The 20,986-nt window shown below is 45.6% G+C and carries 20 protein-coding genes; 5 read left to right on the top strand and 15 right to left on the bottom strand.

Translation table 11 applies throughout. From position 1 onward, the window contains the following. Window positions 1-43: 43 nt before the first annotated feature. Both BLR65_RS11690 and BLR65_RS11685 read right to left on the bottom strand, forming a co-directional pair. The gene (locus BLR65_RS11690) at window positions 44-1,183 is read right to left on the bottom strand and encodes an efflux RND transporter periplasmic adaptor subunit (protein WP_093794368.1); all 1,140 of its coding nucleotides are present in this window, start codon (window positions 1,181-1,183) and stop codon (window positions 44-46) included. A gap of 10 nt (window positions 1,184-1,193) precedes the next feature. After that, complete coding sequence (locus tag BLR65_RS11685; RefSeq protein WP_093794367.1) at window positions 1,194-2,459, bottom strand: TolC family protein; 1,266 nt, start codon at window positions 2,457-2,459, stop codon at window positions 1,194-1,196. A 308-nt stretch (window positions 2,460-2,767) separates the two neighbouring features. On the opposite strand from BLR65_RS11685, the gene BLR65_RS11680 reads away from it, so the two are divergent. Both BLR65_RS11680 and BLR65_RS11675 read left to right on the top strand, forming a co-directional pair. Then, window positions 2,768-3,439, top strand: a complete 672-nt coding sequence (locus tag BLR65_RS11680; protein WP_093794366.1) for a response regulator transcription factor — start codon at window positions 2,768-2,770, stop codon at window positions 3,437-3,439. Continuing rightward, window positions 3,436-4,965 carry a sensor histidine kinase gene (locus BLR65_RS11675; RefSeq protein ID WP_093794365.1) on the top strand — a complete coding sequence of 510 codons (1,530 nt, stop codon included), beginning with the start codon at window positions 3,436-3,438 and terminating at the stop codon, window positions 4,963-4,965. The genes BLR65_RS11680 and BLR65_RS11675 overlap by 4 nt, the downstream gene beginning before the upstream one ends. Here BLR65_RS11675 and BLR65_RS11670 read toward each other — a convergent pair. The 13 genes from BLR65_RS11670 to BLR65_RS11610 all read right to left on the bottom strand — a co-directional run bounded on the left by BLR65_RS11670 (window position 4,910) and on the right by BLR65_RS11610 (window position 18,108). Then, complete coding sequence (locus BLR65_RS11670) at window positions 4,910-6,649, bottom strand: amidohydrolase (RefSeq protein ID WP_093794364.1); 1,740 nt, start codon at window positions 6,647-6,649, stop codon at window positions 4,910-4,912. The genes BLR65_RS11675 and BLR65_RS11670 overlap by 56 nt on opposite strands. 93 nt (window positions 6,650-6,742) lie before the next feature. Continuing rightward, entirely contained in the window at window positions 6,743-7,681 is a 939-nt protein-coding gene (locus tag BLR65_RS11665) for a DUF1848 domain-containing protein (RefSeq protein ID WP_093794363.1), read from the bottom strand. A 261-nt stretch (window positions 7,682-7,942) separates the two neighbouring features. Next, the gene (locus tag BLR65_RS11660) at window positions 7,943-8,341 is read right to left on the bottom strand and encodes a helix-turn-helix domain-containing protein (protein WP_093794362.1); all 399 of its coding nucleotides are present in this window, start codon (window positions 8,339-8,341) and stop codon (window positions 7,943-7,945) included. Window positions 8,342-8,405: 64 nt separating this feature from the next. Further along, on the bottom strand, window positions 8,406-8,783 hold the full coding sequence (locus BLR65_RS11655) for a hypothetical protein (protein WP_093794361.1): 378 nt from the start codon (window positions 8,781-8,783) through the stop codon (window positions 8,406-8,408). Then, window positions 8,780-9,370, bottom strand: coding sequence for a GTP-binding protein (locus BLR65_RS11650; RefSeq protein WP_093794360.1), 591 nt, complete (start codon window positions 9,368-9,370; stop codon window positions 8,780-8,782). The genes BLR65_RS11655 and BLR65_RS11650 overlap by 4 nt, the downstream gene beginning before the upstream one ends. 104 nt (window positions 9,371-9,474) lie before the next feature. Continuing rightward, window positions 9,475-10,272 carry a methyltetrahydrofolate cobalamin methyltransferase gene (locus tag BLR65_RS11645; RefSeq protein WP_093794359.1) on the bottom strand — a complete coding sequence of 266 codons (798 nt, stop codon included), beginning with the start codon at window positions 10,270-10,272 and terminating at the stop codon, window positions 9,475-9,477. 56 nt (window positions 10,273-10,328) lie between these two features. Then, a complete protein-coding gene (locus BLR65_RS11640; protein WP_093794358.1) occupies window positions 10,329-11,708 on the bottom strand; it encodes a methyltransferase MtaB domain-containing protein in 1,380 nt (459 codons plus the stop codon). Between the two features lie 22 nt (window positions 11,709-11,730). Then, window positions 11,731-12,369, bottom strand: a complete 639-nt coding sequence (locus BLR65_RS11635) for a cobalamin B12-binding domain-containing protein (RefSeq protein WP_093794357.1) — start codon at window positions 12,367-12,369, stop codon at window positions 11,731-11,733. Between the two features lie 322 nt (window positions 12,370-12,691). Then, entirely contained in the window at window positions 12,692-13,351 is a 660-nt protein-coding gene (locus BLR65_RS11630) for a corrinoid protein (protein WP_093794356.1), read from the bottom strand. 14 nt (window positions 13,352-13,365) lie between these two features. Then, window positions 13,366-14,637 carry a PocR ligand-binding domain-containing protein gene (locus BLR65_RS11625; RefSeq protein ID WP_093794355.1) on the bottom strand — a complete coding sequence of 424 codons (1,272 nt, stop codon included), beginning with the start codon at window positions 14,635-14,637 and terminating at the stop codon, window positions 13,366-13,368. 69 nt (window positions 14,638-14,706) lie between these two features. Next, entirely contained in the window at window positions 14,707-16,545 is a 1,839-nt protein-coding gene (locus BLR65_RS11620) for an ASKHA domain-containing protein (protein ID WP_093794354.1), read from the bottom strand. Then, window positions 16,535-17,203 (bottom strand): DUF1638 domain-containing protein, encoded by a 669-nt coding sequence (locus tag BLR65_RS11615; protein ID WP_093794353.1) that lies wholly within the window; start codon window positions 17,201-17,203, stop codon window positions 16,535-16,537. Before BLR65_RS11615 ends, BLR65_RS11620 begins: the two co-directional genes overlap by 11 nt. A gap of 200 nt (window positions 17,204-17,403) precedes the next feature. Further along, the gene (locus BLR65_RS11610) at window positions 17,404-18,108 is read right to left on the bottom strand and encodes a DNA alkylation repair protein (protein WP_093794352.1); all 705 of its coding nucleotides are present in this window, start codon (window positions 18,106-18,108) and stop codon (window positions 17,404-17,406) included. 307 nt (window positions 18,109-18,415) lie between these two features. Between BLR65_RS11610 and BLR65_RS11605 the strand changes: the two genes are divergently transcribed. The 3 genes from BLR65_RS11605 to BLR65_RS11595 all read left to right on the top strand — a co-directional run bounded on the left by BLR65_RS11605 (window position 18,416) and on the right by BLR65_RS11595 (window position 20,973). After that, window positions 18,416-18,847 carry a hypothetical protein gene (locus BLR65_RS11605; RefSeq protein WP_093794351.1) on the top strand — a complete coding sequence of 144 codons (432 nt, stop codon included), beginning with the start codon at window positions 18,416-18,418 and terminating at the stop codon, window positions 18,845-18,847. Window positions 18,848-19,045: 198 nt separating this feature from the next. Then, window positions 19,046-20,149, top strand: coding sequence for an aminofutalosine synthase MqnE (mqnE, locus tag BLR65_RS11600; protein WP_093794350.1), 1,104 nt, complete (start codon window positions 19,046-19,048; stop codon window positions 20,147-20,149). Then, entirely contained in the window at window positions 20,146-20,973 is an 828-nt protein-coding gene (locus BLR65_RS11595) for a menaquinone biosynthetic enzyme MqnA/MqnD family protein (RefSeq protein ID WP_093794349.1), read from the top strand. The genes mqnE and BLR65_RS11595 overlap by 4 nt, the downstream gene beginning before the upstream one ends. Window positions 20,974-20,986 lie beyond the last annotated feature (13 nt).

The raw sequence follows: 20,986 nt of genomic DNA, 5'->3' as shown, positions 1-20,986 counted from the left end.
TATCTCACCGCTTATCGTCCTCATGACCGCGCCCGCACACATACTACATGGGTGGCGGCGGACCATTGTCTTTTTTCTTGGAAGTACTTTGGCTTTGTGATTTCGTATAAGAAACGATTAATTGCTCATTTTCCTGCAAACCGCTAAGAATTTCAACTTTATCGTCACTTGTCAGACCAATTTCCACCGGAACGTTTTCGCTTTGGCCATTATCACGCAATACCATTACATATTGTCCGTTAGTACTTGTTTTTAGCGCGGCTAACGGAATAAGCAACGCATTGTCTCTTTCCTCTACCTTAATATTGACTCTTGCCGTCATTTCTGTCTTTAACAAATTATCCGGATCGTCGACAGCGAGTGTTACATAATAATAGACGACACTATTAGAGGAAGACGAAGAGGACGACGACGAGGACGACGAGGATGATGACGAAGATGTGCTTGTTGTACTTGTGGAAATCTCGCCTATTTTGCTGACAGTGCCTGTAAAGTTACGATTTTGATAGGCATCCACAGTAAACGTTGCCGCTTGACCGACTTTAATCTTGCCAATATCGGTTTCATCCACTTTTACCTTTACCATTTTGCGGGAAACATCCCCAATCATCATAACAACCGTCGGGTTATTGACACCTGCTGTTACTAGGGTTCCGACCGCTACCGGTTCTCCCAAAACGACACCGTCCATCGGCGAGACAAGCACGGTTTTTTCCACGTCCGACTTAGCATCATTGTAACTTTCTACAGCCGTCTGATAGTTTAGCAAGGCGTCTTCCAGATCAGCATCGGATTTTGCCCCAATGGAATGCAAATACTGATACCGCTGATATTTGGCGCTATAATTATTCATGGCATATTCGGCTTTTTTCATTGTGGTTTCATAGGTCTTAGCGTCTAAAATCGCCAGAACCTGGCCGGTTTTAACATGGTCATTTTCCTTAACTTTAATCTCTTTGATCAAGGCGGTAACCTGCGATGATATATCCACCGAATCAACTGGCTTTACTGTGCCGGTTGCGGCTACGGTAGAGATAATTTTACCTCTGGTTACTGTTACCGTTTCCTGATTAGCGACGGTTTTAACTTGCTGTGTCTGCTGATAGTACCTTACCCCGCCGGCAATTACCAGTAAAGCGACGATAGCAACTACCAATAGTTTTTTATTTAGTTTCCCCCACATGTTAAACCTCCTAGTCTATTCCCATAGCATTTTCCAGCTTAGCTTTATAGGTCACGTAATCATACTGTGCTGTAATATAGTTGTTCTTGGCAGTTGTTAAGGCCAATTGGGCATCAATAACATCAAGAATAATGCCCTCCCCTACCCGGTATTTTTCTTTAGCAATGAAATAATCTTCTTCCGCTTTATGTACGGCAAACTTTGTTGTCGCAATCCGTTTTTCGGCTTCCCGCATTCCCAGATAATACTCTTTTACGGAAAGTTCCACCGAGTCTTCCTGCGCAGTCAAGTCCAACCGGGCATTCTCAACCGCATTGATCGCTTTTTTAACTTTGGCATTGGTAACTTGACTATCAAACAAATTCCAACTGCTTGTGATCCCCACATAGGTATTTTTATTATCATCGTTAGGTAAAACCGTACTGTGCCAACCGGTTGCTGCCGTAAGCGACACCGATGGTTTCTTATCGGCTTTCGTAACCTCAACCGTTTTTTCCGTCTCATCAATCGCGAGGCGATACTTTTTAACGTCCGGACGATGTTCTTTGGCATAAGCCACACACTCGTCCATGGTCTTATTGACAGGAACATATTGAAAATCTTCAACAAATTCGATTGCCTCGGAACTTTTCCAACGAATCATGTTTTTGAAATTATTAATGGCCACTTCATAGGCATTTTTAGCCTTGATCAACGTTTGCTGAGCATCGGTCAATTCAACTTCCGACCGTAAAACATCCGACTTGGCAATATTGCCGACACTATACTGGGCTTTGACATCATTAAGATGTTTTACATAATTATCGACGGTTTCCTGATCGACAGCCTGCGTTTTGCGGGCTTCAATTACATCATAGTAAGCGGTGATGGTGTTTAATTTCACATCTTGCTTGGTTTTCAACAGACTAAGGCCGGCTATCGTAAGGTCGGTTTTAGCAATCTCAATGTTGCCTTCATTTTTCCCGCCAGTGTAGAGCGGCAGCGATAGCGTAATGGCGCTGCTGCTGCTGTTTGCCGGATAATTAATCCGTTTAAGATAAAAAGTGTTAGAAGCATCAATCGAAAACCCACGGCTGCCTTTCGCGCTTTCCAGCGCATATTCAGCCTGTTTTTCACTATTAACAGCTTTCTTAATATCCAGATGATTTTCCAGTGCCATGTTTACCGCTTGCTCCACTGTCAGGGGTACGGCAAAGGCTATTGTAGTTTGAGCCAGTAAACACAGCCCTAAAATACTTGCACTTCCCTGCCTTGCATATTGTCTTAACAAACTCAATTCCAGTCCTCCTTATCATACTCCAGCGGTTTGCCACTTTGTTAACCACGTTAGGGAAAATATGTATATATAATACCATACCAATGTTACTAAATTGTTACAAAAACCACCGTAAAATTGCTTTCTTGGCTTTGATAATTCTTCTGATATTTCTATCGTAATAACCGCTCAAATAGTAAACTCCTGCAACAGATGCGTTGGACCCGCTTCTTTTCATTCTGAGGGATTCATATTACAATAATGAATAAGGATACAAAATACGCCATTTTTCAGGTCTGCATCCAAAAAGCCGCAAAGGAGGTCACCTTATGGCTAAAACCGTCTTACTAGTGGACGATGAGCTGCGCATGAGAAAGCTGGTTGCCGATTTTCTTTCGCGCGAAGGTTACTTTATACTGGAAGCTGCGAATGGCCAGGAGGCCCTTTCGCTTTTCTCCAGGGAAAAGATAGATCTTGTCATTCTTGATATTATGATCCCGGAACATGACGGTTGGACAGTATGCCGTGAAATCCGGAAAAATTCAACCATCCCAATTATCATGCTGACCGCCAAAGGCGAAGAAGCGGACCAGCTTTTCGCTTTTGACATTGGTGCCGACGAATATATTGTCAAACCCTTCAGTCCCAAGGTCTTAACCGCCCGCGTAAATGCCCTATTCCGGCGAATTGAGCAGGAAAAAAGCAAAACCGCCTTAGATGGCGGCCTAGTGATTGATGCAGCCGCCCGTCAAGTATTTCTTGACCGGCAACTGTTGGATTTGAGCCCCAAAGAATATGAACTGCTAACTTATTTGGCCGAAAATACGGGAAATGCGCTGAGCCGCCAGCAAATTCTCGACCATGTATGGACCTATGACTATCTGGGTGAGTTACGTACCGTCGATACCCATATTAACCGGCTTCGAACCAAGCTTGGCCCTAAAAGTGATTTGATTCAAACCATTAGAGGCTACGGGTATCGCTTCGAGGCAGCGAAATGACATCCGTTCGCACCAAACTTTTTCTTATTCTCAGCGGTCTGGTACTATTCTTCGTATTAATATCACTGGCCTCCCTGGGACTTGGCCTGAAAAAATTTTATGTTTGGCAAAAACAGGATCTTCTTATCACTACCAGTCGCAGCATTGACCAAAAGTACCGGGGAGAGCCGGAAGAATTGTCTCTGGAATTGGAGCGGGCTGCCAATACCCTTGGCGCCCACATTAGCATTTTCACCCCGGAAGGAAATATTAAATACAGCTCCATCAGCCATATTTTGAATAAAAAACAAATTGAGTCTCCCGAGCCCTTGCCTGATGTCACCCCAACCCCGTCCCCTCCCAGTCAATTCCGCATTCCCCCCAATTCACTGCAATTAATTAAAAGCAGCCAAATAATCGATAGCCGGACTGTCGTTGAGATGCAGCTTGACCAGATGCTGCGAATTGATTTTATGGTTTTAAAACGGCAGCTGCAAAGCGGCGATGTGCTTATTATCCGGCAGCCGCTGGCACCGATAGCGGAAAGCGCGGTTGCGGCCGCCCAGTTTATGTCTTTAACAGGCCTGCTCACCTTATTGGCCGGCTGCGTGGGCGCCTTCTTTTTTTCCAAAAGATTTACCCAACCGATTCTGGAGCTTAAACAAATTGCCCAAAGCATGGCTAAACTTGATTTTTCGCAAAAATGCAAAGTAAACCGGGACGATGAGCTGGGTGAACTGGGCAACAGCATCAACCACTTATCCGACCAGCTGGACACCGCCATCTCTGCCCTCAATCAAAAAAACCAGCAACTCTTGGCCGATGTCGAAAAAGAACGGGCCTTGGATAAGATGCGCAAAAGCTTTGTATCCAATGTCTCGCATGAGCTAAAAACACCGCTGTCGCTTATATTGGGCTATGCCGAAGGGCTGAAAGAAAATGTGGTCCAGGACAAAGAAAGTAAAGACTTCTACTGCTCAGTGATTATTGACGAAGCGGAAAAGATGGATAAACTGGTCAAGGACCTGCTTAATCTTTCTCAATTAGAATCCGGCTTGTTTGCTTTAAGCCGAACTGATTTTGACTTTTGTCTGTTGCTTAGGGATATAAAAAAGAAGTATTTGTCTGTGCTTGATGAAAAACTTATTTCCCTGGAAATAAATCTGCCTGCCAGCCAATGGGTGAACGGTGATCCTCGCCGCATTGAACAGGTTTTGCTTAATCTTTTTACCAATGCCCTGAACTATGTCAAAGGATCAAAACACATCAAAATTTGGCTGGAAGACACAGGCAAATTAATCCGTTTTTTTATTTATAATACCGGCCAGCCGATCCCGGAAGACAGCTTGGAAAAAATATGGACCAGTTTCTACAAAACAGATGAAGCCCGCACCCGGGAAAACGGCGGCTACGGGCTAGGTTTATCGATTGTACGTGCCATCCAGGAACAGCACGGCAACGGGTATGGAGTAAGAAATACGGCAGACGGTGTTATATTCTGGTTCGATTTAAATAAGGCTTTTCCCCCTGTGACTCCTCCCTCTTAAATACCAGCCTGCCGGCAAAAAAAGTCATATTTACTTTCACCGCATCAATCGCGACAGGGTTAATTGCCAGCAGGTTTTGACTAAGCACCACAAGATCAGCCTGCTTGCCAACCTCGATCGAACCTATGTCTTTTTCGCAAAATAAAGCATAGGCACCGTTAATGGTAAAGCTCTTGATCATTTCTTTTACAGAAACCCGTTCGCTCTTATTGAGCAAATACCGTTCATCATCCATGTCGGTTATATCCTCTACCCCAAAAACAGGACCATTGTAAATATTGCGGGTAACGCCCGCTTCAATGGCAAAGAGCGGATTGGGCTCAGGCGTAATTGGGTAATCAGACGAAGAAATAATGGTAACTCCCTGATCAACAAAAGACCGTAACGGATACTCAACCTTTGCCCGCTCCCCCAAAATCCGGTAATCCACACTCTGCCACCAGTTTGGACCCTTAAAGTGCCAATAAGGCTGAACACTGGCAATCACCCGGAGCGACTTAAAGCGGCTTATATCCGTTGGGTTTACTAGCTGCAGATGCGTAATGGTATTGCGGTAGTCGCCGGGCGGAGTTACTTGCCGGGCGTCTTCCAGAGCGTCCAAAACCCGCCGCGTCGCGGCATCGCCGATGGAGTGAACGTGAATCTGCAAACCATGTTGGTTGGCTAACGCAAAGGCCTGAGCCAGCTTCTCCTTATCCCATAAAAATTCGCCACAAAACTCGGGGGCCCTACCTGTTTCCAACGTGTAAGGATTTAACAAATAAGCGGTTCCGCCCTCCACAACCCCGTCAGCAAAAAACTTGGCTGTCTTGATTCGGAAACAAGGAGAATCAAATTCTTGTTTAAGCCTGTCAATCGCCGTCAACTGGCTGAACACATCCTCCTGCTTATCAACCATTACTGCCCCTTGCATATGCAGTGCTAAATCTCCTTGTCTTGTAATCAGCTGCCATGCCTGCAAAATCATTTTCATAAACCGCCCCATGATGCAAAGAGCACCGGTAATACCTAAGCTATGCATTTTACTTTGAAACGCACGTAAAGCTTCGACATATTGTTCCAATGAGTATTCCGGCTGCATAACCAGGGAGATGGCGTTCTCCTTCACCGTTCCCCACAATTCACCGGTTGTAGTGTTTTTTTCAATTATCCCGCCCTCTGGCGCCTGCGTACTCCGGGTTATGCCACTCACAGCCAATGCCTTGGAATTTACCCACCAGCTATGTCCGTCCATAGCCCGCAATATGACAGGAATATCCGGTGCAATCTCATCCAGATACTCTTTGCGCGGCCCTTTGTTCACCTCTTCCCCCGAAAAAGCACTCCATAGCCAGCCTTGACCAAAAACCGCTTTCGTTCCCGGGTGCTCATTAATAAAGTTCTTTACCGCAGCAAGATAGCCTTCCAGGCTGTTAATGCCGAAAAGTTGTACCTCATAAAGTTCTGACAAGGCAATTCCCGGTGGATGAATATGCGTGTCAATCATACCTGGAATAACCATCTGCCCTTGCAGGTCAATGGTTTTCGTACCTGGGCCGATAAACTCGTCAATTTGTTCGTCACTGCCCACAAAGGCTATTTTTTCTTTTTGAATAGCAATTGCCTGACAGAGGGTATCCTGGGTATCGGCAGTATAGACGATGCCATTCATCAATACGAGGTCGGCAACTAATCCTTGTGCCATGTCTCTCACCTACTTGCTATAAGTATGCCAAAATAACGATTGCTCTGTTGTTTACAATTATATTCGTTTCTGCCTAGCGTTACCAGTCTATTGTTAAAACAGAGACGACTGTATATTCTTTAACGATTTGCATGCGCGGCTGCCGACATGATCCTCTTCAGCCGGAACACCGACTAACAAGGGCGAATATACGCTATGCAGCTGCCTGTTTTTTTGCACCGCGGCTTCACTTTTTGTACCATAGCAGTAGATACAGCCGTAAGGGCAACAATCATAAGCCCCGATATCAATACTTTCCAGGCACCCACAGTCCGGACGCTGGTTGGGGTCTTTTTTTCCGCCAAGAGAAGAGTCGGTTATCTTTTCAATCAGCCTTTTATCTATACAGGCTGCCCGTTCAATACCATAAGCACTAAAATCCATGGTCTCAGAGCAGGCCGCCAAGCTTAGCTTATGAGCTTGAGCAATCGCTGAAAAACCGGCGGCAATTTTGTTTTTATGCCGGGGTTCTGTTTCACAGGCCATAATATCCCGTAAGTTTCGCCGGTTTTTCGCATACACATCGATAAAACTGATCATACATTGACCGGTATAATCGCCAAGATGATCGCACAGATTGCCGAAAGCTTCCAGATGGTACTGTACAGAAAATTCCGGGCTAACAATTACAGGGTCATAACGCCAGATGACGCGCTGTTTGCCAATTTTTTCGCTTAAATATTGGAAGGTTTCTATGATTTCCGCTTTAGGCGGAAGCCTTTTTTCCACCTGCTGATCATAGGGTGTTATGGTAAACTGAAAATAATACGGATAGCCCATTTTATCGATTACATCCAGTTTATTCAGCATCGGTCGGGCATTTTTTGTCCAGAACACAATACAATCGACGACCGCCGGGTTTAAGGCAACACTGGCAATCTGTCCGGGATTACGCGGATTTCTGACGTAAACAACACCTGCTTGCAGACGATACATAAACCACTCAGCATAAAAAGCAGGGATGTCGGTCCGTCGGCTGGCGCTTATTATCATTTTCCGGCAACCTCCTATCTATATACAACGTACTAAAGATTTTTGCAGGCGGGCGGGGTGTTGGCAAAAGCGGAAGTCTTGAATACAATTATCCCTATTTTGTATTCTAGCAAAAATCACCTGCCAGAACCAGGGGGCATCACATCTTACTAAGGATTGTACGAAAAAAGGGAATAACTCTACCTCATACCTTCATATACTATTTATAACAGTAAAGCCACCCAACCAGAAATGGCAGTGTGGCTTCTTCACATGTACTGCTTATTCTATTCCGGATCTATGATCCCCCTGTTTTTGATGAATTTTATTGTATCCCTTGATAAACTCTATAGCCTGCCCTAACTCCTCGGGACTAATATTAGCAGCTACGGCTTGCTGCACCACACCGGAATAATTCAGATAGTCTTCATCACCGTGATTTTGCCCGCTGCTATCACGGGATTCAAATTCTTCCAGCGTTTGCGGGTCATCATACAGGAAAAACTCTACAGGCGTGTTAAGCTTTTGAGACAAAATGACGATCTTATCGCGGCTTAGCTTGCGGCGATTGTTTTCGACATGGGATATGTACGATTGACTTACATGTAAGAGTGTAGCCAATTGTTTGGTAGTAAGAGAAAATCTGCTCCGGATATACCGAATTTTTTCACCAAACCCCATCCGTTGCTTCCTCCTAAATGTACTTTTCGCACAGCAGATTTTTTGTGTCTGTATTCCCTTTTTCTTAGCGATAATCCCCTAATTGGTTTAATGACTCCGTCACCTTGGTTTCAATTTCACTGAACGTATGTCCAAAAATCAGTACATTGATATCCAGATCTAAACCGGTTAAGGTAATGCCGTTTACATGCGACCAACACTTTGAGGGAATTACGTTCACTTGATCCAGCCGGGTAAGCGATAGAAAAAGGAAATGCTCCACCGCCAGTTCCGATAACCTGCCCAACAGTTTGATATGTCCCAAAATAACGTTATCCTGTGAGAAAGAGTGCCCAACTGTTACAATAAATTCCCGCAATAGATTTTCCACTTCCCGCGTGTGCAGTGGGTTAACAAACGAAACATGATAATGTTTGCTAAAAACCGTGGCCTCATTACTCATAAGGAAACGACCTCCTCAAGCACCGCAAGCGGCAATTCCTGGGCTGCGCTGGTGGCCACACACTTAATATGTTCTCCCAATAGGCGTAAATCTCTTTCGATGGTTTGTACATCTTCACCGTCAAGGTCCACTTTGTTAATAATAATGAGGTCACTTCCTTCCACTTGTCCAGTAACAAGCGGTCCCAGCGTTGCCATCAGCTCTGACCACCGCCCGCGATCAACAATCGTTATTGTTTTAAAGGCCGAACAAACTGTGCTGTATTTTCTAAGCGACTTTGCTGTCTTGGAGGGATAGGCCAAACCAGTCATTTCAATCATAATCCAGTCCGGCTTCAACGTTTCATGAATTTCCTCAACAGCATGCAGCAAATCACTGGTAATTTGGCAGCACACACACCCACCGAATAACTTTTTAACCTGCAATCCACTGTTCGCAAAAAGCCGGTCGTCAATTCCCGCTGCCCCGATCTCGTTCTCGACAATGACCACCGTTTCATGGCGCACAATGGTTAGGTATTTGGCAATTTGCAAAATGGTAGTCGTTTTACCTGTTCCCAAAAAGCCGCCAAAGAGCAAAATGCGCATAGTTTCTCCTCCTTAGTCCCGCGGAATCAGATAGTTTAATAATTTTAGTTTTTAAAATAAAGGGGCCATCCCCATGTTTGGAGACAACCCCTTCCCCACCACAACTACCAGGAAAAACCTCCTTGGCGATAAGCCTCAAGATAGTTACAACAGAAATTATCCCGTCCGGCCAATGTTTCCGCCGTGACAATACCGGCCATCATGGCCTTATCCAGCGGGTTAATAATTAAACCGTCCAACCCTTTGGCAATCCCCATCACCGCAAACATTTGATTCATAAATTTACGGTTTGGCAATCCATACGAAATATTGGATAAACCGCAAATCGTATGCACACCCGGATAATTGGCGGTGATAACCTGAATCGCATCCAAAAATTCAATGCCAAAAGAGTCACTGGTAGCCACCGGCTGAACTAACGCATCCACATAAATATTATCCAAAGGTATATTTTGTTTTGTCAGATTATTAATTAATTTATCGGCAATTTTGAGTCTGGCTTCCGTAGTCTCTGGCATCCCGTCATCACTCATGCATAAAGCCACAACTTTAAGATCGGTTCCGGCAATAACCGGCAACAAGGAGTAATAACGTTCTCTTTCCAGCGAAATAGAGTTAACCATCGCCGTTCCCCGGTGAATTTTCAGTGCCTGTTCAACACATTTCGGGTCAGGACTATCAATACAGCAGGGCGCATCGACAACTTCCTGCACCGTTTTAACCAGCCAGTTAAGGTATTCCGATTCCTTGCCGACAAAAATACCGGCATTAACGTCAATATAATGAGCTCCGGCTGCAAACTGGTCTTTGGCTACTTTTTGAATCGCTGCGGCATCTTTATCCTCAATAGCCGCCGCAATGGCTTTACGGCTGGAATTGATTAACTCACCAACAACTATCATGACTTCTTATCCCCTTTCTGCTACGTTTTTGCTGATGTTTACGTACTAAGTAATAATCAATCAAGCTCGTACTCGGCAGGGATAAATTTATCCAGCTCTAACTCACCTTTGATTTGATGCCAGAATTTTTCTTCATCATCAGGAATAGCCGCCAACTGATCGTCCATAATATCCAGCCAGTTTTTCTCACGTTCGGCGATAAATACTTCCTTATTGTCAACCGCTTTTCTAATCGCATCAACAGCCAGCTTGGCACCGGCTTTTGTTTTTAAGAAAGGTGTTTTGGCTTTGATTAATTCTTTGCTAAGTTCAAAAACTACATCCGGACGCAGTATATAGGCTTGCGGATCTAATTTAGAGTCGGAATCAGCGAGAAAATCCCTAAAGGTAATGCCATAGCCTTTTTGCTTGGCCACATTCATCAGCCGGCAGTCATAAATCAATTGTTCGATTGAAACGACAGGTGCTATATCGGACAGCAGCCGCACCGGCGCGACGGATTCATTGCTCCACAAGTCGGCAACTGCCGCGGCGATATTGCCGACAGCGCTTAAATGGGCACAGGCCGCCGATTTACCTTCCATGGCAATGGGTACACCGGCAATGGCCTTACAATAAACGCCTTCATAGCCACAGTCCTTATTAGGGCCAACCGCACCGGCTTCATAAGCGGCCAGGGTTCGGGCCACACTGGCTACCCGGACAACGGCGGCAAACACATTGGGGATAAATCCTTTATGCGCCAAAACCATAGCGGTATTAGCAAACCCGCAAGCCGTATCCCCGGCCGCCTGTGCACCGTTTGCCCCGGCTATCTGGACAATATGCTCCCACAGGAATTTTATATCCCGGGTACCCATGACGCCAAGGGCAAAAATTACTTTGGTTAAATCGGCGTTTACCAGCGCATCATCATGAATTTCTTTACCGCCTGTTGATTCAATCGCGATAAAATCCGCACCGCCTTTGGCCGAGCCTTCGATCGTTTTGAGCAGATTATTGAAGATTTCCCCACTGCGCATTACCGGCGGGCGTTTAAATTCACGCACATCACCGGGCGTACTGCGCAGCGCGCTCTTTAATCCATATTTGGCTTCATATTCAGACATGGCATTACGCAGCAGGTTGTTTACCTCAATTCCCCATTCCGGTACAAGCGTCATTTCCGGCAGCATTTCAAACTCCACTACAATTCCGGGGGCATACAACTCTTTGGCCCGTTTCAGTACTCCATTAATCATTTCCGAATAAATTTCTTTAATCTCCGGCATGTTACTTGCAGTAACTTCCATGGCCGGCAGGGTAAAGTTAAGCTCCGGATAAATCTCGCCGCCGCCGATAACCATGCCATTTTTGCATTTAACAGGATTGGGCGCACTACCATATACAAAATCGTTTAACGAATTGTACGCAAGTTTTTCAAACGTTTTGGCCATTTTAAACTCCTCCTCCTAAAATTTATTGTTTTTTCGCCAGATATTTTTTCGCAACATCAACCGCGACAACCGCATCTTCCGCATAGCAGTCCGCATGAATACTCTTGGCATACGCTTCCGTAACAGGAGCCCCGCCAATCATAAATACAAACTGGCCCCGTACGCCGGCTTTTTCAAATTCTTTGATGACGCTGTCCATATACGGCATAGTCGTCGTTAACAAGGCGGAAAGACAAATCATGTCGGCTCCAACCTCTTTAGCCTTTGCCAAAAATGCCTGGGCAGGTACGTCAATTCCCAAATCATACATTTCAATGCCGGCGCCTTTCAGCATCATACGAACCAAGTTCTTGCCAATGTCATGCAAGTCGCCTTTTACGGTACCGATAACCGCCTTACCGATAGGTTTAACCCCGGTGGCAGTTAAAACCGGCTCCAATACCTGCATTCCTGCATTCATTGCTTTGGCGGCCATCAACATTTCAGGCACATATATTTCGTTATTTTTGAACTTTTCTCCGATCGCTGTCATTGCTGCAATTAAACCTTCATTTAAGATTTCGGTAGGAGACACCTTTTGAGCCAAGCCTTCAGATACCATTTCTTTTACTTTGCCGCCATTCCCTTTTTGTACATAGAGCGAAAGTTGATTAAAATCCATTTTTCTTCCCCCTTTTGATTTTTGTAATTTTGTTTTTGATCAACTATTCCCACATGCTTCCTTGGATTGGCTTTATTATAGCATTGTTGTTATTCAGAAAATTCGCTTCATTACTGCTCTTTTGAATACAATCCTTGCATCGTCCAATATGTGAATAAAAAGACATATCGCATGCATTTTTAAGTGAATTTATTAACGAAAAATCCGCGAAAAATGCGGCTTCGCGCCACACTTTTAAGTGCAGGATTGTGAATAAAAAAACAAAACAGCCACCCCTACCCTGGGTAGCCGTTTCGCCACTCATTTGCTAAAAAATATACAATTATGTAGCTACTTTTCGCCGCAGTACAATCTTACTCAAATTATGGTCAAGAAAGCTTTTAGCGTCTTTGGCACATTTAAAATAGCAATCGGCATTAATCGCCCGGGCAAAAGTTTCATCCACCGGGGCACCGCCTACGCAGACAATCAACCCCTGACGCATATCTGCAGCCTCCAGCTCTTTGATTACTTTTTTCATGCAAGGCATAGTCGTCGTTAACAGCGCTGCCATCATCAGTATCTCGGCTTTGTGTTTTTCCACGGCCTGAAGAAATCTTTGCGGCGTTACATCAATCCCTAAATCAACAATATGGGCACCGGTACCCATTATGGTTAGCTTGACCAGGTTCTTGCCGATATCATGCAGGTCTCCCGCAACCGTACCAATAACGATCGTCCCTGTCTGCCGCCTTGCTTTATATTTCATGTGCGGCTCCAGAACAGCCAAGCCGGCATGCATCGCTCGCGAAGACAGCAGGACCTCCGGCACGATAACCCGCCGATGGCTATATTTATCGGCAATTTGATCCATTCCACAAATAAGCCCCTTTTCTAAGATGACAAGTGCGGGATACCCTTGCGCCAAGGCTTTGCCGCATAGTTCCCTCACGGCCTCCGCGTCGCCATTCTTTACCTTATCGGCAATCTCGGCATAAATCATAGCCATCCCTCCCGTCAAGACAAGCTATTACGGTAAATTAACGGCGCAACACCGATATGTTTGGAAAAAACTTTGGCAAAATAACTTTGATTTTGAAAACCGACTGCCTGAGAAACCTGCGCCACACTCATTTCCGGTTTTTTCATCAGTTCAACAGCCTGCTCAACCCGTACTCTGGTTATATAATCATTCACAGTACAGTTAAGCTCCTGGCGAAACAAACGCGACAGATGGGAAGGGCTGATATATAACTGTGCCGCCACATCGTCAATTTTAATCGACCGTGAATAATTCTCCAGGATATAACTTTTGGCCTCATTGACTATGCCATAATGTTTCTTACTCTCCAGTGACACACTCTGATTTAAAAATGCCGCAACCAGTTTTTTCAGATGGAAAAAGAATTCTTCCATGCGCTGGCAACTATTAATCCGTTCATTAAATTTATCCAGTAACACCATCACAGTCTCTGCCTCGGCGCCCCCTTCCACAGCAGCCCGGGAAACCAATGTCGCCAACTCGCTGACACGCGATTTTATCGTAGCCTGTTCGCCGGCAGCTTTCACAAAAAGGTGCGTGAGCAGCATATGCAGGTTCTTTTCAGCCCGGGGCTTATCGCCAAGCCGGATATAGCGAAGAAAACTCCGTTCTCTATGCAGATATGTTCCATAATCATCTACTTCCCTGGCTGCGGAAAGCTGCTTCAGCTTACGATTTTCCAGTTCCTTATGAATGCGTTGCTGCAGCTTATAGGTTTCCACGTTCTCCAAAACCAATAGATCCCGTTTCATCAGTTGATTCACCGTAACGTACAACATATCAGCCGCAGCCTGAAAGCGTGCCGGGGAGATGATATCAAGCTGCTCTGCTTTCTTTTCCAGCTCGGTGAAATCGTCCACCTCCGGATTCAATTCGCGAAGCTCCTGATAAAAATATCGATCCGGTTTCCAAAGCAGCACCTGACTGCAAATAATACTGCCCAGAGAAATCCCCCGTAAACTAATAGGTACTGCCCAGATAACCAGTCCGGCACGGCAACGGAAGAAATAGGGTTCTTCCCATTTTGAGGCTTCCTGAGTAGCCTGTTTGTAGGAAGCCCGGCATTTCACTACCCCGCTCGGCTTGCTGCGAATATAACGGCAAAAATCACAACGTTCGGCTGTATCAAAAAGTCCAAAGGATTCTCCTTGTTTATTTACAATTGCCACATGTAGACCGGTAGCTTTTGAAAAATTATCCAATACCTCTTCGAGATATTGGAGGTCGGCCAAATTCCTGTCAAACATAGCTTTCCAATACCCCCCGATCTAAAAAATTACTTTCATTACACCTGATTATTTAGATTACCCTCAAATTCAGATTTCACATGGTTCAATACACATACTATCCATAAAGTACATACTGAAAGTAGCACTTCCTCCTAACTCTACATGTTGAATATTACCGGCCTGCTGCCGTAAACCGGTAAAGGTTTTTTGATTGAGTAAAGCTTTAACGGCACCGGCATGCGCCGCGTTTCCCGCCGTTTTTAATTTATGCAGGCTCAGGTAGGGAATAAGACCAATATCGACCGTACTTGCCAAATTCAGATGGGTGGCAAAAGTTCCTGCCAAAACAACGGAATCCAGATCGGCAATCCCCAGCCCGGCCATATCCAGAAGTGTCCGGATACCGGCACAAACCGCTCCTTTGGCCAACTGCAACTGGCTGATATCGCGTTGCGTTAAAACAATATCATCCCCATCCGGGCGGTAGGCCAGGACAAATTCCCGGTGCTGCTGTCCGGTGCGAATACGGCTCCTGAGTTCCGGCGGCAATACAGCTTGCACCTCAGGATCATCAGGATCGTTTATCGTTCCTGACGAACTGATAACACCGGCCTGGCGCATTTGCTGCACGGCCCCAATAAGTCCGGACCCGCAGATGCCGATGGCCGTCCCACCTCCGATAACCGCGAGGGTTACCCCCTGTTCATCAATCGTTATCCGTTCGATAGCCCCCGGCTGCGCCCGCATGCCGTAAGTAATGCCGGCACCTTCAAATGCCGGTCCGGCGGCAGTGGAACAGGCCCACATTCTTGCTCCGTCCTGTAAATACAATTCACAATTTGTACCAATATCGATGAGCAAATGCCGCCCGGTTGCCAGCTCCTCCGCTGCCCCAAGAACAGCTCCCAGAGTATCACCGCCAACAAAACCACCTACATTGGGAAATACAATCACCTTGGCCTGAGGATGCAAGGCCAATTGAGTCTCGGTGGCATTTAATTCCAAAGACGTATTGCACACCGACACAAACGGCGACAATGCCAGATAGGAAACATCCAGCCCCAGGAATAAATGCTGCATAGTCGTATTGCCGACCACAACCGCTTTATAAATTTGCTTGCCGTCAATTTGACCGGTATTGCATACTTTATGCAATAAGTCATTAAGCGTACCCACGATCGCTTCCCGCAGTAAGTTGCGATTGTCCTGGCTCTTATTGGCAAAGTCAATACGGGAAATAACATCAGCCCCATAGCGTGTCTGGCCGTTCTCCGCTGCCGCCAAGCGAATCAGCATTCCGGTTTCCAAATTATATAACGCAACGGCAACATTGGTTGTGCCAATATCAATGGCCACACCATAAACAGGTACTTTCTCCGTCCCTGGCAAAATATCCAAGACTTCCTGATGCCACAAAACGGCAGTAACGGCAAAATCTTTTTGGCGAAGCCGTGGCGACAGGGTTTGCAACTGCGGCAGACTTAAGTTTAGTTCAGCCGCCAAGCAGTTCTCCTGCAGTTTGGCCAGCAGCCGGTCCCAGTCACTCCGTTCATCATCAAGGGTTGGTTTATCAAGAACAAGTTGTACCTGCTCAATACCGCAATACTCACTGCTTGCCTGCTCGATAAACAGAAGTTTTTCCTTTCTGTCAACATGGCCGCTCGCCCCGTAGACCAGAGCCATTCCCGGATAAGGCTGAACCTGGCAGGCAAGACGGGTTCCTGTAGCAAGCTCCCCGGCGCTAAGCTTCTTATACTCCATTTCGCTGGGCTCCGGGGCGGCACTTGTTATATTCACTTTACACTTGCCGCAGGTTCCCCGGCCATTGCAAATATTAGTCAGGGGCAAATTATGGCGAATCAATGCCGCCATCAAGTTTTCCCCTTCCTCTACGATCACCGGTTTGGAATTAACGTTAATCTGCATAATGACTCTCCTCCTCCAATACGATCGGTGTGCCAGGAGCCACCCGCATAACATCCGGGCCACGCTGCCTGGAAATGACTGCCTTCAATAGTGTAAGATCCCCGGTTACCTCACGGACTTTCCAACCAAAGAAATTGGCAATCAGACTTACTCTCTGTCTATATTTCTCTAGCTTTGCACCTTCGCCAACGGTTTGAATAAACATGGCTTCCTGATAGTTGCCATAAAGAGAGCGAATCAAATAAGCAGCGTCTTTTTCCCCATAGCGCTTTCGATATTCACAATATTCCGTATAGGGGTCACGGCCATACTGCAGCCACCCCTGACTAAAATAGTAAACGGAGGGATGAACGGCATTTAACGCTTGCCGCCGTACATCCGACCCCAGCAATAAACTGATGCAATCATGGGCCTTGGGCAATATCAGCGGTACTCGGGGAGAAGCCAGCCCCGCTACGGCATGCGCACATCTCCCATAGGTTAAAATAATTTGGTCATAATGCTGACAGGCATTAATTCTACTCTGCAGTTTTCTGTGCAGTTGCAGAGGGTCCGCATGAAAAGAAAAATCCAGAAATTCACAGTCAACTTCGGATGATACCCCCAACGCCAATACTTCATTTCTCGTGGAATGACAACCAATCAGCTTAATCCGCACGCTATCCCCCAACATACCCAACATCTTGTAAATGATTAAAGATCCAATATGTAGATAATAAATAGTTATAATTTTATGATATCTCGATTTACTTTTTTTGTCAAAGGTTTGTATATACGTATTTTTATCCGATAAGCGAACTACCCAAACTTCCAGCTTGTCTCAGTATATCAAGATGGATCTGACTTTTTGTAAAACAGTCAGACTGTTTTTCCCTTTTGTACTTTTCGTTTCATACCACGCAAATAGGCCTTGGTTTCCCGGTCTACACGGAAGGATTCCATAGTTTTTTGCAATGCTTTATTATAAGTAAAATCATCCAGGGTATTTTCCTGTAAATAGCGCATTGTCTTGTCCGGAAACTTAACAAAACTTACCGAGACAGCCCAGGCTACCGCCATTTTGACATAATAGCCATTATGTTTGGCTTTGTCTAAGCATGCCAAAACCCGGTCGATATATTCATCTTCTATATAATAATCAAGCAGCATAACAATACCGAACCGCAAGACAAATTCGTTGCCGGAGAGCAGATAAGGCTGCAAAAACTTCCAGATTCGCGCCTTATGCCTTTTCGTGATTTTTAAATTACTGCAAAAACTGTCACAAATACCCCAATTGGCAATTTGGGGAACAAAATCAGTGACATACTGCAAGATTTCCTCGATATCAGCTTTTGCATAACCAATAACCAATCCTTGCAGCATAATTTCTTCATAATAGTCTTTCTGGGCAGTCGCCAGATACCCGCGCCAATCTCCTTTGGCCAGTTCTTGGGCAAGTGCCCGCAAATGCGGCAGACGCACACCCAGAATATTATCGGTATCAGGAACCAAACCACTGTGAAACAAGCGGTACTTTTCATCGGCCAACTCCATTAGGCGCTCTCGTATCGTTTTCTCCATGAAATCTCCTGTCTAATTTTATTTGCCAAAATAAATGTAATCCATCAGTCTATTTCCTATATGCTACTACGCTTATTTTCCTCATGCAAATCCTGATAGGCATAATCACAAATTTTCCCCTTTATTTTACCATTTTATGCTCCAATATGTATTAATTTTTTTATTCATAAGGATTGTTACTTTTTGACTACTAAATAAAACCTATCCGATAATCGGTGCTGAAACGCATTTCATGGTTGACTACTGAGTCATTTTTAGTATAATCAAATTATAGTATCCAAACTAAATTTTTACTGGAGGATTTCATATGAAGAAACACATTGTAATCGGTCTATTGCTGGTTTCCCTGTTATCAGTTGCCGCTGTTCCGGTTTCGCAAGCCTTTAGCTTGGGTGATGTTTTAAAAGTTGGTGGAATAGGGTTTCTTATCGATAAATTTTCAACCCCACTGAACAATTTCATCAATACATTGACGGCTAAGCACAGCGCCGGCAGTGATTATGCTACCAAAGTAGTCCCCATTGTTTCTGTCGGTAATCGAGGCTACATAGGCGCCGCCCAGGTAACAGGCGCCCAGGAACTGGTAGATGAAACAAAAGCCGTCTTACAAGTGGAGGGAAACTTTAACGGCAGTACCTTTAGGGTCAAAGCCTTAGTACCCATAAACAGTACCAATCCGCTTCACTTCAGTCGCGTACAGGGCGTTGGCGTATCGGCCATTATTGATGTAAGAATATAGAAAATCCCGAGAAACCTTTTGCGGATAGTTATCTTATTCGCAAAAGGTTTTTTTATTTGTGTTGTATCCTTTTACAGTAAAAGGTCCTATTTTCAACCGGCAGGAATCTACTTAAGTTTCATAGAAATGATAGATGTATTTATCAATATTAGGAAGTCCTGCGTAAAGTTTCCAGGACACGCCAACAGGAGTGAGTACATGAACGAGCAATTATGCTTGATTGAACAAAAAATAGGTAACGGGGAACGGTTGACGCGGGAAGACGGCTTATTTTTATTAAAATGCGACGAGTTGCTGCGGATCGGCACATTGGCGCGTTTAGTGAAACAGCGTAAATCAGGCAACAAAGTCTATTTCAATGTTAACCGGCACATTAATCTAACCAATATCTGTTTATCCCGCTGCAAATTATGCGCGTTCGGCTGTGATGCTGATGCGTCCGAGGCGTATGTGATGGAACCGGAAAAAGCATTGTCAATTGCCCGGCAAGCGGTAGCCGATGCACCGGAAATGACAGAGTTGCACATTGTGAGCGCGTTGCATCCGGACAAGCCCTTTGACTATTACGCGGATATCATTCGCCGTATTCACCGGGAATTTCCCAAGCTTCATATAAAAGCGTTTACCGCTGTGGAAATTGCCCATTTTGCCAAAATAGCAAAGTTATCCATCCGGGAAGTACTGACAATTCTTAAAGAAGCGGGGTTAGGCTCAATGCCGGGCGGTGGCGCCGAGATATTAAATGACAGAGTGCGGCAAATTTTATGCCCCAACAAAGCGAGCGCCGCCGAGTGGCTGGAAGTGGTGCGTACAGCGCATCAACTGGGTATCCGCAGCAATGCAACCATGCTCTATGGTCATGTGGAAACTCACGAAGAACGCATTGACCATTTACTGACCCTGCGTAAATTGCAGGACAAAACCGGCGGCTTCCAAGCCTTTATCCCTTTCCCGTTCCATCCTGAAAACACCGGACTGAGCGACATAAAGCGGACAACAGCCTGGGAAGATTTGAAGATGCTGGCAGTCAGCCGTCTGATGCTCGATAATTTTGATCATGTCAAAGCATTCTGGATTATGCTGACAGTTCCCATCGCTCAGGTTTCACTGGGTTTCGGCATCGATGATCTGGACGGAACGGTTGTGGAAGAAAAAATTCTCCACGCCGCCGGGGCAAAAACCGCAAAAGGCATTAGCAAGCAGGATATTATTGCTTTTATCCGTGAAACGGGAAATATCCCGGTTGAACGGGATACATTGTACCGCGAAGTACAAATTTACGACGGGAGCCACGCGTTATGAGACCCAGAGTAGGACATATTCAATTCATCAATTGTTTACCCCTGTATTACGGTTTGGTAAAAAACGGCATCCTTTGGGATGTAGAATTGACGAAAGATACCGCCCGTGAACTGAGCCGGCATTTGCTGGAAGGCCGCCTTGACATTGCTCCCGTGCCATCCATCGAATACTCGCGGCACTGGCGTGAGCTCACCCTTCTTCCCGATCTGTCGGTAAGCTGCGACGGCCCGGTGACAAGCATATTTTTAGTCAGTAAAGTGCCTATCCACGAACTGCATAACCGGAAAATCGCGCTGACAAATACTTCACGCACCTCGCAAATCCTGCTGAAAATTATCCTTGAAGATAAGTATCATGTTAAACCCGCCTATTTTGAGTGTCCGCCCAATTTAGGCTCAATGCTGCTGGAGGCCGATGCGGCCCTGTTAATTGGCGATGAAGCCCTCCATATTCATTATCAGGTTCCCGCCGGCTTGTATGCCTATGATTTGGGCAGCGAGTGGAAGGAGTTAACCGGCTGCAAAATGGTGTTTGCCGTCTGGGTTGCCCGGCAAAGTTTTGCGCGGGCAAATCCGGAACTTGTCCGCGAAGTGCAGCGCTCGTTCGTGCACTCCATGTCTTACAGTATGGCGCGTGTTGAGCAGCTGGCCAAAGATGCCGCTCGCTGGGAATCCTTTGATGCCGATTTCCTGCAAGCTTATTTTACTACACTGCAGTTCTCTTTTGACAGCAACCATCAACAAGGACTAAAGGAATATTACCGGCGCGCCCAGGCGTTGGGTCATATCGCCGAAGTGCCTGAACTGACATTTCTGGAGGTATAAGCGTGGATAAATG

It is taken from the genome of Sporomusa acidovorans (assembly GCF_900101845.1).
GTDB classification, from domain to species: domain Bacteria; phylum Bacillota; class Negativicutes; order Sporomusales; family Sporomusaceae; genus Sporomusa; species Sporomusa acidovorans.
The sequence above is the reverse complement of the archived record's forward strand: the minus strand, read 5'-3'. Positions and strand labels throughout refer to the sequence as shown.